This is a genomic window from Trichlorobacter sp. (assembly GCF_030247655.1).
GTDB lineage: Bacteria > Desulfobacterota > Desulfuromonadia > Geobacterales > Pseudopelobacteraceae > Trichlorobacter.
The window spans coordinates 17,436-34,453 of sequence record NZ_JAOTRZ010000013.1; the positions used below are offsets into that span (position 1 = coordinate 17,436).

The window sequence follows — 17,018 nt, forward strand, 5'->3', positions numbered from 1 at the left end:
ACTTACATTTCAAGACCTTCAGCCCTTCGTGCATGCTGTCTCTGCAGCCATAAGGGTATATACGGGTATATTTTTGGGTAATCGATAAAGGAACGTGGTACTCGGTGGGGAGATGAAAGGCGGCCGATTGGCCGCCTTTTGATTAAAACACGGGAAACACCTATCGTTTCCCTCTCAACTGGTTAGTCGTGCTGGATTAACTACAATCACTTACCATCCAATATGGAGTAGGTCGGAGATTAGCAGAGAGGTACAGGGGGTGAACTGGCGTAATACCATCTTTAGCCAATTTTAGATAAGAAAGCCCAAGGTGATGCCCCAGCAGGTTGGCGACTTCTTTACCACGATTCTTGAGCGCCTGTGGAGGTGAGCCATACGCTAGCACGACTGTATTACTTCGACTCGCCATATGCAAAATAGCTTGGTCATTCTCTGGACCGATAGGGTCGGCTACTTTTAATAGTCTACATTTATCGGTAGCGCGATAGGCGTGAACATTACCGACTAGCTGCCCGCCGTAGCCCCAGGAGCGGGAAAATCTACCGGTTTTACGCAGGGTTGGATCGCTGTAGTCCAGACAGGCGACGCTTGGGTTCATGAGTATCCACAGGACCAACGGCTTACTTTGATCCCAAATCTCGGCGAGCTCATAACGGTATTGACCACATTCCGAAAAACGAGCCGAGACACTGGAATCCATCGGCCAGGCGGGGCGGGATTTTCCACCCGCGTCGTGTTTTTCTATAGCTGTGTTCATGTATATTCCTGACAGAGTGCTGACGCCAATTTACCTAATCCCGCTCACTATCTTTCTGAATAACTTCCATCAACATCGGCAAATCATCATGAATTTATGCTCCAGACAATCTCCCCGCGAGAAACTGCGTTTATAGGTTCAAGTGTTTACCAATGTGTAATCAATTAGCATGAGTCAGCTCTTCGCGCAAAACACGCCTTAACGTATCTTCAAGCAGATTCTGACTGAGATACTGTTTCAAGGCTTCATTGATCAGCGTTTGGTAGCCCCGATCACCGGCTTTAATTTTGAATGCAGCTACAACAGCAGTATCCAGCATGATGTTAACCCTCTGCTTACGCGGGGCATCCTTCAAACCGACCCGAAACCGGGCAGCATCAAGCACTGCCTGCGTCACTTTGGGTGCATCATCAGATATTGTTGAAGAAGAGCGCCTGTTCTTCTTTATCTGCTTTTCGGATTGAGATGACATGAATTTCCTCCTCTACTTCTGTATGCGCTACCAGAACAACTACTTGTGAACCGTACAACCCCATGGTGATCCACCGCTGTTCTCCGTAGTTAAATCTGCTGTCTTCCCAGGTGAATGTTGGACCGGCAAATATTTCAGCAGCACGGGCGAAGTCAATGCCATGTTTCTTGATATTGCTGATCCGCTTCTTTTCATGCCATGTGAATAGCATAGCACAACTATGCATATATTTATACATATTGCAAGGAGTCTATACGTGGGAAAACCGTCAGCGGCAAATCGTGTCCTGACAGCCCCCAGATAGATCCCCCCATAACCGGCGTTATAGCGATAACAGCAGTTATTGCTGACTAACAGGCTGATATTGCAATACTATCAACAAGCAACGCCATTTTCTCTATAACCAACGTTATACCCCTTACCCCACGCACAACGCCCCGCAAATACAAATTAAGTCTTTCATAGCAGCAGCTTACACACAAGCCAGCACGTTGGCACTGTATCTGCTCTACCTATGACAAATCTCGTAATTCTGAGCCCTGCGGGGCGCAACAGACGACATAACGTCGAGGAGGCCTGTCATGGCAATGTTCTGGATTCAATTTGTACTGGTGCTGGGTGCTGTGTTGATCGGTATCCGCCGGGGTGGCGTTGCCCTGGGTCTGATCGGCGGCCTGGGGGTTGCGTTGCTGACACTGGGATTCCGCAGTGCCCCGTCTGAACCGCCAATCGCCGTGATGCTGATCATCCTGGCGGTGGTAACCGCTTCGGCTACCCTGCAGGTGGCTGGTGGTCTGGATTATCTGGTGCAGTTGACCGAGCGGCTGCTGCGGTCACAACCCAAGTACGTGACTATTCTGGCCCCGCTTTCCACCTTCTTCCTGACCGTCTGCTGCGGCACCGGCCATGCCGTGTATGCCCTGCTGCCGGTTATCTCTGACGTGGCCCTGAAGACCGGTATCCGCCCTGAGCGGCCGATGGCCATCTCCAGCGTGGCCTCCCAGATGGGGATCACTGCCAGCCCGGTTGCGGCAGCGGTGACCTTCTTTCTTGGCTTTGCCGCCAAGGCCGGGTATCCGGTCACCCTGATTGATATTATTATGGTTACTATGCCAGCCGGTGTGATCGGGGTACTGGCTGCAGCAGCCTGGAGCTTTAACCGTGGCAAGGATCTGGATAAAGATGCCGAGTTTCAGGCACGGCTGGAAGACCCCGATTTCCGCGATGCCTTGAATGCAAATGTAACCACCCTGGACCAGAAGATCTCTACCACCGCCAAGTTTTCAGTGCTGCTGTTCTTTGCCGGTGTGGGTACGATCATTTTCCTGGCAAGTTTTCCTGAGCTGCTTCCACTTGCAGCCAACAAAAAGCCGGTTGCCATGACCACGGTGGTACAGTTTGTCATGCTTGCCTTTGGTGCCTTCATCATGTTTGCCAGTAATGTCAAAGCCAAAGATATTGCCCACTCCAGCGTCTTCACCGCCGGTATGATCGCCGTGGTCTCCATCTTCGGTATCGCCTGGATGAGCGATACCTTCATCTCCGCCAACAAAGCATTTCTGGTTGATAACATCGGCATCATGGTCAAAATAGCCCCCTGGACCTTTGCCATCGCCACCTTCTGCATCTCCGCCTTTGTCAAGAGTCAGGCTGCCACCCTGGCCATCACCCTGCCGCTGGGTCTGGCACTGGGCCTGCCGGTTCCGCTACTGCTGGGTCTAATGCCTGCCAGCTACGCCTACTTCTTCTTTGCCTTCTATCCCAGTGATCTGGCTGCCATCAACATGGACCGCACCGGCACCACCAGGATCGGCAAGTACCTGTTAAACCATAGCTTCATGATCCCCGGACTGGTGGGAGTCAGTGTCTCCACCGTAATCGCCTACATGATCTCACGCTTCATATTCTAATCGCCAAAACAAAGGGGGGCTACCGATTACGGCACCCCCCTTACTATTAGTTGTGCGCAAAAATCTTGTTACTTCTTGGCACCCTTCTCATCCAGCGATTTAATAATATCACCAGTGATATCGACCATGGCAACAGTTGAGCTAAGGTAGAGTAGATCACGGTTGGTGGCCACTGCAGCGAGCCCTTTCGCCTTGCCCTGTTCATCGGCAGCCTTGCCGATCGCCTCAAACAGACCCTTGGTCAACTTCTGCTGGTTCTCCATCAGCTCCTTCTCAGCCTTCATGCCAAACTTCTGAAATTCTTCAATCTTCTTTTGGAATTCCTTTGATTTTGCTTCGCGCTGCTGGGGTGAAAGGCTGGGCAGTTGGCGCTCGGTATCAGCCTTAAACTTATCCAGCTGCTTCCGCTTTCCTTCCACCTGTTTCTGCAATTTTGACTGTTGTGCCTTGATCTGAGCCTGAGCAGCCTTCCCCATAATTGTATCAGTTGAGACCTTGTTGATATCCACCACACCGATCTTCGTGATTACAACCGGCTTGGCCTCTTCTTTGGCTGTTGGCAACAACGACAGGCCTGGCGCAGGTTTCAAGGCAGGTTGAGCGACCTCAGCAGCTGGCGCAGCAGCAGCTGGTGGCGTTACCGGTGCTGCCGGTTGATCAGCAGCCTGAGCGGCCAGAGCGGCCAGCAGAAGAGAACAGGAAACAAGAACAGTTCGTATCGATTTTTGCATAACACACCTTTCTTGTACGACTAATTGATTCTGAATTTACTGACCATCTGCTGCAGTTCCGACGATGACGATGCCATCTGGGCTGCAGCAATCTTGGTTTCGTCAGCCCCCTGAGCTGCCTCACGAATCACCGAGGTGATACCGTGCATGCTGTCTGAGATAGCCACGGTTGAATTCGATTGTTGTGCAGAAGCTGATGCCACATGGGAGACCTGGCTGAGCAGTTCGCAGATTTTCTCACGAATACTGCTGATCGCCTCGCAGGAAAGCCGTACCCCTTCGCCCCCTTCATGCACGCTGCCGACACTTTGTTCCATGGAACCGACCACGGCCCGGACATCACGTTGCAGAGCGGTGATAATCCCCTGAATTTCACGGGTTGCAGTAGCTGTCCGTTCTGCCAGATGACGTACCTCATCAGCCACCACGGCAAATCCACGGCCTTGATCACCTGCCCGAGCAGCCTCAATGGCGGCGTTTAACGCCAACAGATTGGTCTGATCAGCAATATCACCGATGGTTGAAAGGATGTCGCCGATCTGGTTGGAGGTATCACCCAGGTTCTTGACTGCAGAGGTGGTCTCGGTCATGACCCCTTCAATACTGCCCATCACCACCGACATGCCGGAGATGATCCGTTCGCCTTCCCGCGAGACCTGCTCAGCCTCGGTGGCCATGGCCGACATGGTATCGCAACTGCAGGCGATCTCACTGCTGACGCTGGCCATGCCATCGGCTGACTGGCTGACCGCATCGGATTGAGAGGCGGCGCTGCCGGTGCCCTCGGCTATGGTTTCAGCAGTCTGGCGGAGACGATCCGATGCAGAGGCAACACTGTCAGTGGTCTGACGAATACCGGAGATCATGGTCTGCATGGCGGTCTGCAGGGTGGCGATGGAACGGATAATGGCGCTGATCTCGTTATTCCGCTTGGCCGAGATGTTTTGACGCAGGTTGCCGTCGGTCATCTCCTTCAGATACCCAAGGATACGTTGCAAGGCATCGTTAACTGACCAGAATAACAGCCCACAGAAAAAAGCTCCGCCAACTACAAACAGGGCAGTGGCTCCAATGGCGTAACTAAGCGGAAGCGACCTTCCAGCCCCCACAGCAAAAATGATGCAGAGGCTGTAACAGACTCCCAACAGGTAAATCCGCGTTTTGATCTTTAAGCCCAAATACTTATCCACAAAGAAACTCATGCTGATGCTCCACTGTTAAAATTAATTATTTGCAGGATATTATCTAATGAACATTAAATTTACCAGTATTTTCAAGCTGCAGACACTTCAACAGCCACATCATACAGGGTGCTACCCTCACCCCGGTCAGTCAGACGCTGCGACGTCAGGGCATTGATACCACGCCCGGAGCGGCTGCGATCAAGCCAGTAGACCCCTTCACTGACCACGGTTCCCTGAGGCACCTGCTCGGTTACCTGCAGCAGCAGTTCCAGTTCACCTTCCCGGTTCTTCACCGTCACCACGCTGCCGTCTGTAAGCTGGCGCGCCGCTGCATCCAGCGGATGCATCAGCAAGGTTGGCTCTCCCCGCTTTGCCAGCAGATCATCACGTTCATTAAAGCCGGAGTTCAGGCTGTACAGACTGACGCTTGGCTGCAGACGCAACGGGAAACCATCTGCCTCGGCATGGGTAGGCAGCAGGCAGGGTAGCGGATGCGGTTCCCGATCATTGCGGATCTCAATTTTGCCCGAGGGCGTCAGCCAGGGCCCCCGTGGTGAAGTAGGCGGTGTCATCAGCACCGGTTCGCCCAGCCGGAGTTGTTCGGTAATTGCAGCATCCCGCCAGTCATTGGGCTCTGCCAGCAACTGATCAATCAGGTCATCGGCAGACTGCTTGAAGAACGGCTCATCCCAGCCCATCCCGGCTGCCAGCAGACAGAAGGTATCCCAGTTAGATTTTGCCTCACCTACCGGAGGGATCACCCCGCTGCAGCGCTGGGCCTGATAGCTGCCGTAACTGCGGTACAGATCAGGATGTTCCAGTGAACTGGTTGCAGGCAGCACCATATCGGCATAGCGGGCGGTATCGGTCAGAAAGCGTTCATGCACCACAGTAAACAGGTCATCCCGTTCCAGCCCTTTGATGACGGCATTCTGGTCCGGTGCGATGACTGCCGGGTTGGAGTGATAGACGTACAGGCTCATTACCGGAGGAGAGTCTAGTGAGGTCAAGGCGTTACCCAACTGGTTCATATTGATGATCCGGGTGGGGCTGGTCATAAAATCTTCCCGGGTGACCCGATGCAGCGGAAAGGCTGCCCCGGTGGAGGTACCGCAGAACAAGCCCCCGCCCGGCCGCTGCCAGACACCAATGGCAGCAGGCAGACAGGCGATACAGCGTATGGTCATGGCACCGTTAGCGTAGCGGGTCAAACCACCACCCACCTGAATCAGAGGCGCTTTGGCAGCAGCATAGGCCCGTGCCAGATCACGGATCGTATCAGCAGGAATACCACAGACCTCTGCCATTGCCTCTGGAGAGCATTCCGGCAGAGTGGTAGCACACAGCTCCTCAAACCCATGCAGATTGGCGGCAACAAAGGACCGGTCAAGCAGATCTTCATCCACGATCACCCGCAGCATCCCCAGGGCCAACGCACTGTCACTGCCCGGTTTAACGATAATCACCTGATCAGCGGACTGACAGGTGGGTGTACGGTAGGTATCAATAGCCCAGACCTTGGCCCCCCGTTTCCTTGCAGCCTGGGTGGCGGCCATGCTGTGGATGCTGGTGGCAACGGCATTCAGTCCCCAGAGGATAATCAGGTCACTCTTGCTGCGCTCTACAGGATCAAGGGCCGGGGTATCACCCATGACCGCTTTCCAGCCGGCATCCTTGGCCGGAGTGCAGATGGTGCGGGCCAGACGGCTGGCCCCCAACCTGTGGAAGAAGGGATGGCCGCTGTTGCGCTGCACCAGCCCCATGGTACCGGCGTAGGAATAAGGCAGGATCGCCTCGGCGCCATGTTCCGCAATAATCTCCTGCCAGCGGGAGCAGATCCGTTGCGTTGCTTCGTCCCAGCTGATCTGAGCAAACTGTCCGCTCCCCTTGGGGCCGGTCCGCAGCAGCGGCGTGGTCAGCCGCTGAGGAGAATGGACGGTCTGCTGGTACTGGCGCATCTTGCCGCAGATCAGCCCTTTGGTGATCGGATGATCCGGGTCAGCCTCAATCTTAATTGCTCGACCGGCTTCAACGGTCACCAGCAGACCACAGGCATCGGGACAGTCATAGGGGCAGACAGAACGGCAGGACATACTATGCTCTCCTCGCTGCTGCAAACTTAAGCCGTACGATAGTAGCCTGCCTGTTTTAACAAAACAATTCTGAAATGAGTTTGACAGAACTCAATTCTTTCGCAATTATCCATGTATAAACTAAAAGCCGTTCACCACAGAGGACGCAGAGGTTCACAGAGTAAAACCAGAGGCAATTTAGATCATCCTTTCAAACCAAAAGGGTTAAGCAATTTATCCATATATTTATTCGATTTTCTTTGTTTTCCTCTGTGCCCTCTGCGGTAAAACCATTTTAGGACAAGTCTGCTTTGAAGGAGAAATCCATGATCATTGTAACCGGAGGCGCCGGCCTGATCGGCAGTGCAGTTGTACATGGCCTGAATCAACGCGGCATTGAAAATATTATGGTGGTAGACCACCTTGGTCTGACCGAAAAGTGGCGTAATCTGGCACCGCTCAAGTTCAAGGATTACCTTGAAAAGGATGCCTTTGAGGTGATGCTGGACAACGGCACCCTTCCCTCACGTTTTTCAGGACCGCTGCAGGCCATCATCCACCTGGGGGCCTGTTCTGCCACCACAGAACGGGATGCCAGCTACCTGATCCGCAACAATTTTGAATACTCCCGCAAGGCAGCCTTGTTTGCCAAAGAGCAGGGGGCCCGCTTCATCTATGCCTCCAGCGCTGCCACCTACGGCGATGGCGAGCTGGGATTTTCCGATGACGAAACCCGGCTGACCAAGCTGCGCCCCATGAACATGTACGGTTATTCCAAGCAGTTGTTTGATCTTTGGGCGCAGCAGCAGGGGTTACTGACCGAGCTGGTGGGGTTAAAGTACTACAACGTCTACGGTCCTAATGAGCAGCACAAGGGGGAGATGCGCTCCCTGGTGCAGAAGGCCTTCGAACAGATCTCCGAGACCGGCCGGCTCAAGCTGTTTAAATCCCACCGCCCTGACTATGCCGATGGGGAGCAGGTGCGGGACTTTGTCTATGTTAAAGATGCCGCTGCCATGACCCTGCACTTTCTGGACAACCGCGAAGCAGCCGGTATCTTTAACGTGGGCGGCGGCAGCACCGCCAGCTGGAACCGTCTGGCAACGGCGGTCTTTAACGCCATGGACCTGCCGGTGGCGATTGACTACATCGACATGCCGGAATCAATCCGTAACACCTACCAGTACCACACCTGCGCCGAGACCCAGAAGATCCGCCAGACCGGCTACACCGCAGCAACCCTCTCGCTGGAGGCAGCAGTCAGCGATTACATCCGTAACTACCTGATCCCCAACAAACATCTGGGGGATGAGTAGGATTTCAGACCAGTAATCGATCTATGGCAGATATAATCTCGGCTCGATACGGGGCAGCGGATAGTATTGGCCGCCCCAGCCTTGAACGTAGTATGGCGGTAATCTCCGCCGTGCAGAGCAGGTAGGGTTCACCAAGGACATGTATGGTTGGGTTCAGAATCCGGGCAGGGATAAAACTGTCAGGAAGCACAAGCGGGATAATTACACAGGTCGTCACTGCATCAATCAGGTTGCTCTGGATTTCCAGCAGATACGGTGCCCGTTTGGAACTGCGGGGCATGGGATTGTGATAGATATCGAATTGAGCCACTAAAGTAGTCCCATTTCCTCTGAAATCGGACCATGCGCTGCAATCATCTGATTGTACGATTCAAAGGAAGCGCGATTTTCCTCTTTCCAGCGCTCAAGCTCCCGCTGTTTCAGATACGCCTCCATGGCACTGTCTACAAAACCGGAAAAATTACATTTTTCAGCACGCATCATCCGTAGCAGGTCACTATTAACCGTCAGGTTAACGGTTTTACGCGGTGCATTATGATCGTATGCAAGTTGCATAAAAACACCTCCACTGTTTGTATGCGCATTATGATACGCATACAAACCACTGTCAACACATTGAGTTGATCAGCAGCCTGCACCCCACCCCGATCAGCGCCACCAGACCATACACCAGCCACATCAGTTGCACCGCCTGCAGGATATGCCGCGCTGCCAGCGACTGCAGCGGCTCGCCCATAAACGGCCTGCTGCTGGGCTGACCGAAGTAGCTGTTCACCCCACCTAGTTGCACCCCCAGCGCCCCGGCCACGGCCGACTCGATCTGTCCGCCGTTGGGGCTGGGGTGGTTGTGGCGATCCCGCCAAAAAATCCGCCAGGCATTGCCAGCATCCAGACGCAGCACCAAAGCCGCAGGAACCACCAGAAGAGCCGTCAACCGGGCAGGGATCAGGTTTGCCAGATCATCCAGCCGGGCTGATCCCCAGCCAAACAGCAGGTAGCGTTCATTCTTGTAGCCAAAGGTAGAATCAAGGGTGCTGATCGCCTTGTAGGCCAGCGCCCCCAGCGGCCCGGCCAGGCAGGCAAACAGTAGCGGAGCGGTACAGCCATCCACCGTGTTTTCCGCAACCGACTCCACTGCTGCGCGGGTCACCTCACCCTCATCAAGCTGATCCGTATCCCGTCCCACCAGCCAACCCACCCGCTGCCGCGCTGCCACCAGATCACCGGCCATCAGTGGGCGATAGACCGCCAGGGCGTGGTCATGCAGGGAGCGGGTTGCGAAGCAGGTATAGAGCAACAAAATTGCTACCAGATCACCCGCCAATGGATGCAGCAGTGAGGCACCTTTAAGCAGCCCAAAACCGGCCGCCACTGTGCCACCTACCACCCAAAATACCGCAACAATTCCAGCAATTTTTTGATTGCCAATCAGCCGCCGCAGCGGTGCTTCGCACGTTTGTGCCAGCCAACCGATCCCCTGCACCGGATGGGGCAGCCAGCGCGGGTCTCCCAGCAGCAGGTCCAGCAGTATAGCCAGCAGTATCTGTTGGTAGAGAGGGATCATAGGTTTATTGTTGTGTTCTCCACATATCCTGTAAAAAGCAACGACAACTATACCACCACGCTGGGTAGCTCTCCTGCAAACCCCAAATATTTCTCTGCATTCTTCCGTAGGTGCGTTAGCAACGCATCACCAAAGGCCTGCTCGTCATCGTTCAGCTCAACCGTCAGTGTAAACGTAGCAAGCTGCTGCAGCATGTTCCGGCAGAGCGCCGTCAGTGTCCGGGCCACCTGCCGTTGCGGCAGCTTGCAGGCTTCACACAGCTCTGGCAGTTGAAACGGCTGTATCTCGTCAGGATCAAAGGTATCACCCACGGCCATCGCCAGATCACGATCGTACTGACCAGCATAGCTATCCAGACAGAGCAGGTCATAGGCCGGTGCGATCTTTATGCCGCTTGATCCGACAAACCAGGAGATATTTTTGGCATGGGCATCGCTGTTGCCGATCAGCAGATTGAACAGCACCCACTGGAGCAGGTCGCGCAGGGCAACAGCCGGAACCCGACAGCGGTTACAGGCGCTAAAGAGCTGCGGCAGGCTGGCGCCGGAACGGATCACAGCGGCATGGCCGCTTTTACCAAATGGGCGCTCATACTTATAAATCGGCGGCAGATCAAGCATTTGGCAGCCATCTATCAGATGCAGACGATCTATGGTTCCCTGAGACGACCATCTGCGGTCAAAGCGTTGCACTGCCAGCACCGGCTCACCAAACCGGATCAGTTGCACAGCTGCCACCGGCAACTTCATCCTGCGGGCCAGTTCCATACAGATATATTCATTGATCACCAGATGCAGATCCGGTTTAGTGCCAAATTTGAGGAGATGAGTGGATGCCAGGCTGCCCTCGCCAAAGCCGATCCTGTTGTCCGGCATGATCAAAACCGGCAGTTTGTCCTGCACACCAGCCACCGACAGACGTGGCTTGTTATCCCAGATGGCAATCGAGCGATCTGCCCGCTGGCTGATCCGCTCGGTCAGTTCTGTAGTTGAAATCTCCCGAAAGCTGGTCTGGGTCTGCACTGTTGACTGACTGCTATCAAGAAAGGTCAGAGCGCCGGTGGTCTCGCTGCCAATGGCGTTAATCAGGCCAAAGATATTGGCTTTTGAAATTTGTTGAGTAAGCGACAGCTCATCCAGCCAGCGCCCTTCCGGCAGCAGATTAGCAAGGAACCGCTTCAGCGCTTCAGAAGGCGCTGCTTCAGGGGACAGGTGGGGAGAGATGCTGAAACCGGCGTTATCCAGCCAGCTTTGATCATAGGCAAGGGCATACTGGTCAGTTGCACCTTCAAACGACAAGGTTCCCACTGGCCGGTGATTCAGTGCTACCAGCAGGCTCTCGCTCATTGGCTACCCCCGGCTGAAACCGTCAGCGTGACCCCCAGCATCCGGCAAACCTGCAGAATACTGCTAAGACGGACATCGCCGTTTGCACGCTCCAGCTTGCTCATGGTGCTGACCGCAACACCACAAAAGGCGGCTGCTTCATGGATACCCATGCCGCTTTGGGTTCTGGCAGCACGGATAAAGCGGCCCAGTGTTTCGGCATCAAGCAAGGCTTGGGCCGCAGGTACTGGTAACGGCGTAACAGTCTTTGCCATACAACACACACCTCCATACGTACTACTATGACGGTAGTATTGCATGGCATGAGGCCCAAGACAATATAAATTATGCTATTGCGGTATTTATAGGTAATTTTCAGGCTGTGCCGGCAATAATAGCGCTATCGCAGAATTATTCCCAAATCATACCCTTTGACAAGACGCTGGTAGCGATACAATGACATCACCGTGTCAGCACTACAGAATCTGGTGATGAGAGCGGATTTTTTCAATTTCTTTCCCGTCTACTCCAGCGGCCTGAGCCAGCTCAGACCAGTGATCCAGAGCGTGGGCAATATCTTTAAGAACCTTGCTTGCGGTTCCTATACCAAACCGGTTGGCTACCTTCAGCAGGTCTTCGCGAGTTATCTCCTTGAACTTGCCATTCACCGACATCAGGTGCTGATGCAGATTAACCCCTTGAGGATTATAGGCATGTGTGACGTCGTAGGCAGGTGATAGCTGCCAATGTCCCCGCTTCTCCAGCATGAATGAGAAGTTCTTGGTGTGATCATCACAGTTGGCACTCATGACGTTAAACGCCATTCGCCGGAAGGCTTCTTCCATCACTTCGTACCCAAGACCCAGCTGGTCAATGGTGAGGAACAGCTGCGCGTAATCATGCGTGGCCAGTTGTTTGTAATCAAGGTGGGCCATAGCGCAGAGGGTCTGCATATGTATTTTTTGGTTTCCCTTACGATCAAACCGCTTTGTCATGAAATGGGCTCTGCCGTTTTCTTCAAGAATGCGGCAAGGGGACATGGCAATACCGGCCATGGTTGCCATAGTATAGTAGGCATATTCAATACGGCCATAGTCCTTTGAACTGCCAAGCTCCCTATCTTTGCCGACACCATCGAATTTTAGCAGCCAGTGTTCAAAACCTGCCGCCACATCAAACTGCCCGGAACGGATCTCGTTCGTTTCCGGGTTCCAGGCGATTGCAGCTTTTGCCCGAGCGCCACCGGCCGAGGTACCCACTTGGATGATCTGATTGAGCGCTGCTTCCGCCATCTCATCAGCTTGCATACAGCCACTCACGGCCCGACGAGCAGCCTCAACAAGACTCGACATCTTGAGTGCAGTGGTGGCTGAAGCCGAAGCATGTGATCGTGATGGCTTGAATTCAAGCGCCCCCATGCCTCTCTTGCCCATATACCCCAATCGATCAAGAGAGGTAACGTCTTCCTTGCGGACACCTTTTTTTGCCATCCAGGCATCAATAAGATTGTTACCGAAATCATCCGGGAGGGCATCGGCCAAGAGGGCCGGCAAGCACTTGAATGTCTGCTCTGGAAGGTAGGCGAATACATACGGCGAAGAGGAGACCGGCATTTGGATCGGGGCAAGTTCAATGCCGAGTTTAACAAATTGGGGGTAGTACGCAAAAACATAATAGCCACTTGAAGGATCAAGTACGACAGCGCCAACTTTTTCGTCCCAGGCAAATACCTCTATTTTTTCGACTGGTTTATACATAGTTTCTCATCGTGATGAGTGCGGATGGCTGGCCGATTGTCACATGCACCGTTGTCACCGTTACGTTCATTTCGCAGCAGGCTTCCTTGATCTGAACACCTTTTGCCGGGGAGCTTTAGACGCACCTGCTGGAGCGGATTGACGGTAACCTGGGGAGCCAAGGTACCCAGCCACTCTGTGCGATTAAGGGCTTTCAATACCTTTACCAATGACTTTGTTGTCGAGGTTTGCCCCGATTCCAGCCGCTTAACTGCGTTCAGGGCAACACCTGCTCTTTCGGCAAGTTCACTCTGCGCCAAATTACGAAGAATCCTAAGATTACGTATTTGTTGCCCTAATTGTTCTTCCAGCTCTTCTATTGTTTTAAACTTTTGCATAACAGCCTCTTAAAGGTCCTTATTGTTATTTAAGCTACAATAAGGACCACAAAAAGTCCATACTAATATGCATTAGCGGCTGGGCAGAACACCTACCGGGTTTTAGGGCAGGTGCTTCTGTCTGGTTATACCTCGCCTTTCGTTTTTGGTGGGGTAAAAGGAGAGATGAGAATGTTAAAAATGTGCGGCGCTACTGTATGTTCTGCGTATAGATCCCGTTTCTCGTTTTTGAGAATGGTCAAGAATTTCAAAGCCACAACAGTCGCATTTATAATGAGTCCCTTGGCTGTTAAAGTCCGACCTTTGCAAATAGCCTTTTTTGCTTTTCATAAAACATGCTGTACAAAGCTTATGCTGCGGCTCGCCGTTCTCCATTCCTGGCTTAACGGTAAGGTTAAAAACTCCAGAACAAATTTCTGTAAGTTGGTAGCGTTCCGCCTCTCGCTCCCAGTTTTTCAGCTTCACAATTTCCTTTTCAAGCTCGCTTATTCTGCTGGTGAGCGCCACTTGCTTCTCTTGACTGGCGAGTGCAACTCCGGTGGCACTCATGAGCTTTGTGTTTACCTCGGAAACTGCGGCAACAATTTCATTGTACTCGGCAAGTCCCTTATTAGCTTTGACTACCTCAAAAAGTGCTTTAGCAGATTGAACGGCAGCATTGATTTCAGTGAACATAGTAGTCCTCCGTTTGGGGGGTAATTTTTCTTGGTATAACTTGTTATTGACCGGTTCACGCACGCGCGTGAACCGGTGATCTTCCCAAAAAAGATGTTGGCCGGAATACTGGTCACACCCGCAACAATCGATAGATCTCCCGTATATCCAGGCTATTCCGCACGCAGTCAGCCAGCCGGTCCAGGGCCGGTTCCAGGTCATAGCAGGCGCGGATACTGCCGTTAGCCTGCCAGCCTTTGCGCTGTCGCAGGCGATCCAGCCACCAGCGCCGGAACGGATCAGCATCAAACAGACCGTGCAGATAGCTGCCCCAGATCAGACCATCCGGATTGCCAGCACCAAGTAGACTGCCATCCTGACTGGTAATCAGCGGCTGTAGATTGTCTCCGCTGGTGATGCCGTGGTGAATCTCATAGCCGCTTAACAGACAGCCAGAGGGGATATGACGACAGCTGGCCTGGCGGGTGGTTTTTTCTTCAGCCATGACGGTGTTGATCGCTAGCAGCCCCAGGCCCTGCTGCTCATCTGCACCGGATTCAATGGCGTATGGGTCGCTGATTCCGTTACCCAGCAACTGAAACCCGCCGCAGATGCCGACAAGCTCAGTCTTTCCAGCCTGTGCAAGTTCAAGAATAGCTGCTGCCAGTCCGGTCTGTTGCAACCAGGCCAGGTCAGCCAGGGTATTCTTGCTGCCGGGCAGAATCAGGGCATCGGGCCGCCCAAGATCAGCTACATTACGGACAATCCGCAGGCCCACATCAGGCTCCAGCCCCAGCGGATCAAGGTCAGTAAAGTTAGAGATATGGGGCAGGTCAAGCAGTGCAATATCAAGCAGTTGCTGATCCTTTTCGCCGGTTGGCAGAAGCCCTTGTTTGAAGGAGACTGAATCCTCCTCCGGCAAGCCAAGGTTCCGCAAATAGGGCACCGTACCCAGCACCGGCTTACCCGTATGGAAGAGGGTGTATTCCAGGGCATCCCCCAGCAGACTTGCATCGCCCCGGAAGCGGTTGATCACAAACCCGGCCACCATGGCCCGCTCTGCCTCGTTCAAGACCTCCATGGTTCCCACAAAGGAGGCAAACACGCCGCCCCGGTCAATATCCCCCACCAGCAGCACCGGCGCATTGGCATGCTGCGCCATCCGCATGTTAACGATATCATTGGCCTTCAGGTTGACCTCAGCCGGACTGCCAGCCCCTTCCAGCACCATCAGCTGATGCTCTGCTGCCAGTTCATCATAACAACGCTGCACCGTACCCCAGACCTTTTCCCGCTGTTCTGCATAGCTCTTGAAATCCGTGTTTCCCACAGCCTTGCCGCAGAGGATCACTTGTGAACCGGTCTCACTGTTGGGCTTGAGCAGCACCGGATTCATCCGCAGATCCGGGTCAAGCCGACAGGCCTGGGCCTGCAGCACCTGGGCCCGCCCCATCTCGCCACCATTGCGGGTGACAAAGGAGTTAAGCGACATGTTCTGGGCCTTGAACGGCGCCACGTCATGGCCGTCCTGCTTCAGGATACGGCAGAGCGCCGCGGTCAGGATGCTTTTGCCGGCATTGGAGCCGGTGCCCTGAAACATGATTGCCGGAGTCTGACGCTTGACCGGTTGCTGGCGGCTTGGTGCCAGAATCGTCTGCAAGACACCGCAAAGCTGTTCCTGCTCCGGTTCAGTCCGCACGGCCACCCTGAAATAACGATGGTCAAGACCGTTGAAATTACTGCAAACTCGCAGGGCGATCCCCTGTTGCAGGGTTAATCCGGCAAGTTGTGGAGCATCAAGCGTGGCATGATCCAGCCGCAGCAGCAGGAAGTTGGCTTCGCCGGGGTAGATTGTCAGACCGGGGAGTTTGGCAAGCGCACGGGTCAGTTCTTCACGCTGCCGAATCACAAAGCTGCGGCTGCGTTGCAGATAATCGACATCCTGCACCGCCCGCGCACCCACGGCCTGGGCCAGGCTGTTGACGGTCCAGTTGGGCAGGTAGTTTTTAAGTTGCTGGATATGCCCTGCAGCGCCGGTTAGATAGCCCAGGCGCAGGCCGGGAATGGCGTACAGCTTGGTGAGGGAGGTAAGGACGAGCAGATTGGCAGGCCGGTTCTGCTGCAGGCTTTGACTGCCGTCGGTAAAGCCGATGAACGACTCATCCACCACAAACAAAGTAGCTGGATGCTCCGCTGCAATCCGACGCAGGGCTTCAGCATCAAAGGTGCGACCGGTGGGATTATTGGGCTGGCCCAGCAGCACCAGTTGGTCAGGCCTCAAGAGTGGCACAAGGCGGGCTGGATCAAGCAGAAAACCATTGTCTGGAGCAAGTGGAAACGGCTGAATAGTCAGGCCAGAAAGCCGGGCCGGTTCCTCATAATCAGCATAGCTGGGCACCGGCAGCAGCAGGGAAGAGCAGCCCAGCGCACGGGGCAGCAGATGCAGCAGCTCGGTGGCGCCGTTACCCACCAGGATCTGGTCAGCCGGTATCCGGTGCAGGGCAGCTATCGCCTCAACCAGTTCGGTTGCATCCGGGTCAGGGTAATGGATCAGGTCACTGATCCGGCTTTCAATCAGCGGACGCAACCAGTCTGGCGGCCCCAACGGGTTGATGTTGGCGGAGAAATCCAGCAGCTCGGCTTGTGGAATCCCTGACAGGGCGCTCAGGCCGCGCAGATTGCCACCATGGCTATGTCGTACCGGCTGCTGGCTCAGGTTGGTCATATCAGGGCAGGATGGGCAAACAGCTTATTCAGACGCTGCCAGTTGTTTCTTCAGGTTGTAGACAACACCGGCATTGGCCAGCGCAATGGTGGCATAACGGGACAACATGGTGAGAAATTCCAGATGATCATTATTAAACGGCTCTCCACTGATACCGCCGGAGATGGTCAAGAC

General features: G+C 54.0%; 17 protein-coding genes. 2 read left to right on the forward strand and 15 right to left on the reverse strand.

Annotated features, from left to right (window positions below; genetic code table 11):
- Positions 1 to 196: 196 nt before the first annotated feature.
- From OEL57_RS02115 to OEL57_RS02125, 3 genes are all read right to left on the reverse strand, one after another.
- Positions 197 to 757: a DUF1643 domain-containing protein gene (locus tag OEL57_RS02115; RefSeq protein ID WP_300736426.1), complete on the reverse strand. Its 561-nt coding sequence runs from the start codon at positions 755 to 757 to the stop codon at positions 197 to 199.
- Between the two features lie 160 nt (positions 758 to 917).
- On the reverse strand, positions 918 to 1,229 hold the full coding sequence (locus tag OEL57_RS02120) for a BrnA antitoxin family protein (protein ID WP_300736428.1): 312 nt from the start codon (positions 1,227 to 1,229) through the stop codon (positions 918 to 920).
- Positions 1,168 to 1,440 carry a BrnT family toxin gene (locus tag OEL57_RS02125; RefSeq protein WP_300736430.1) on the reverse strand — a complete coding sequence of 91 codons (273 nt, stop codon included), beginning with the start codon at positions 1,438 to 1,440 and terminating at the stop codon, positions 1,168 to 1,170. The genes OEL57_RS02120 and OEL57_RS02125 overlap by 62 nt, the downstream gene beginning before the upstream one ends.
- A gap of 370 nt (positions 1,441 to 1,810) precedes the next feature.
- On the opposite strand from OEL57_RS02125, the gene OEL57_RS02130 reads away from it, so the two are divergent.
- Positions 1,811 to 3,139 carry an anaerobic C4-dicarboxylate transporter gene (locus tag OEL57_RS02130; RefSeq protein WP_300736433.1) on the forward strand — a complete coding sequence of 443 codons (1,329 nt, stop codon included), beginning with the start codon at positions 1,811 to 1,813 and terminating at the stop codon, positions 3,137 to 3,139.
- Between the two features lie 68 nt (positions 3,140 to 3,207).
- Here OEL57_RS02130 and OEL57_RS02135 read toward each other — a convergent pair whose 3' ends face one another.
- The 3 genes from OEL57_RS02135 to OEL57_RS02145 form a co-directional block, all read right to left on the reverse strand.
- The gene (locus OEL57_RS02135) at positions 3,208 to 3,870 is read right to left on the reverse strand and encodes an OmpH family outer membrane protein (RefSeq protein WP_300736436.1); all 663 of its coding nucleotides are present in this window, start codon (positions 3,868 to 3,870) and stop codon (positions 3,208 to 3,210) included.
- Between the two features lie 20 nt (positions 3,871 to 3,890).
- Entirely contained in the window at positions 3,891 to 5,072 is a 1,182-nt protein-coding gene (locus OEL57_RS02140) for a methyl-accepting chemotaxis protein (protein WP_300736439.1), read from the reverse strand.
- Positions 5,073 to 5,143: 71 nt separating this feature from the next.
- On the reverse strand, positions 5,144 to 7,147 hold the full coding sequence (locus tag OEL57_RS02145; protein ID WP_300736441.1) for a molybdopterin-dependent oxidoreductase: 2,004 nt from the start codon (positions 7,145 to 7,147) through the stop codon (positions 5,144 to 5,146).
- Between the two features lie 305 nt (positions 7,148 to 7,452).
- Between OEL57_RS02145 and rfaD the strand changes: the two genes are divergently transcribed.
- Positions 7,453 to 8,442, forward strand: a complete 990-nt coding sequence (rfaD, locus tag OEL57_RS02150; protein ID WP_300736443.1) for an ADP-glyceromanno-heptose 6-epimerase — start codon at positions 7,453 to 7,455, stop codon at positions 8,440 to 8,442.
- Positions 8,443 to 8,446: 4 nt separating this feature from the next.
- Here the strand turns inward: rfaD and OEL57_RS02155 are convergent, their stop codons facing one another.
- From OEL57_RS02155 to OEL57_RS02195, 9 genes are all read right to left on the reverse strand, one after another.
- Complete coding sequence (locus OEL57_RS02155) at positions 8,447 to 8,752, reverse strand: CcdB family protein (protein WP_300736446.1); 306 nt, start codon at positions 8,750 to 8,752, stop codon at positions 8,447 to 8,449.
- On the reverse strand, positions 8,752 to 8,997 hold the full coding sequence (locus OEL57_RS02160; protein ID WP_300736448.1) for a type II toxin-antitoxin system CcdA family antitoxin: 246 nt from the start codon (positions 8,995 to 8,997) through the stop codon (positions 8,752 to 8,754). The genes OEL57_RS02155 and OEL57_RS02160 overlap by 1 nt, the downstream gene beginning before the upstream one ends.
- Positions 8,998 to 9,049: 52 nt before the next feature.
- Positions 9,050 to 10,006 carry an adenosylcobinamide-phosphate synthase CbiB gene (cbiB, locus tag OEL57_RS02165; RefSeq protein WP_300736451.1) on the reverse strand — a complete coding sequence of 319 codons (957 nt, stop codon included), beginning with the start codon at positions 10,004 to 10,006 and terminating at the stop codon, positions 9,050 to 9,052.
- 47 nt (positions 10,007 to 10,053) lie between these two features.
- Positions 10,054 to 11,352 (reverse strand): HipA domain-containing protein, encoded by a 1,299-nt coding sequence (locus OEL57_RS02170; protein WP_300736454.1) that lies wholly within the window; start codon positions 11,350 to 11,352, stop codon positions 10,054 to 10,056.
- Positions 11,349 to 11,606 carry a helix-turn-helix domain-containing protein gene (locus tag OEL57_RS02175; protein ID WP_300736456.1) on the reverse strand — a complete coding sequence of 86 codons (258 nt, stop codon included), beginning with the start codon at positions 11,604 to 11,606 and terminating at the stop codon, positions 11,349 to 11,351. Before OEL57_RS02175 ends, OEL57_RS02170 begins: the two co-directional genes overlap by 4 nt.
- Before the next feature lie 201 nt (positions 11,607 to 11,807).
- The gene (locus OEL57_RS02180) at positions 11,808 to 13,088 is read right to left on the reverse strand and encodes a type II toxin-antitoxin system HipA family toxin (RefSeq protein WP_300736458.1); all 1,281 of its coding nucleotides are present in this window, start codon (positions 13,086 to 13,088) and stop codon (positions 11,808 to 11,810) included.
- Positions 13,064 to 13,465: a helix-turn-helix domain-containing protein gene (locus OEL57_RS02185; protein WP_300736460.1), complete on the reverse strand. Its 402-nt coding sequence runs from the start codon at positions 13,463 to 13,465 to the stop codon at positions 13,064 to 13,066. Before OEL57_RS02185 ends, OEL57_RS02180 begins: the two co-directional genes overlap by 25 nt.
- A 174-nt stretch (positions 13,466 to 13,639) precedes the next feature.
- Positions 13,640 to 14,140, reverse strand: a complete 501-nt coding sequence (locus OEL57_RS02190; RefSeq protein WP_300736463.1) for a hypothetical protein — start codon at positions 14,138 to 14,140, stop codon at positions 13,640 to 13,642.
- A 112-nt stretch (positions 14,141 to 14,252) separates the two neighbouring features.
- Complete coding sequence (locus OEL57_RS02195) at positions 14,253 to 16,844, reverse strand: cobyric acid synthase (protein ID WP_300736466.1); 2,592 nt, start codon at positions 16,842 to 16,844, stop codon at positions 14,253 to 14,255.
- Between the last annotated feature and the right edge of the window lie 174 nt (positions 16,845 to 17,018).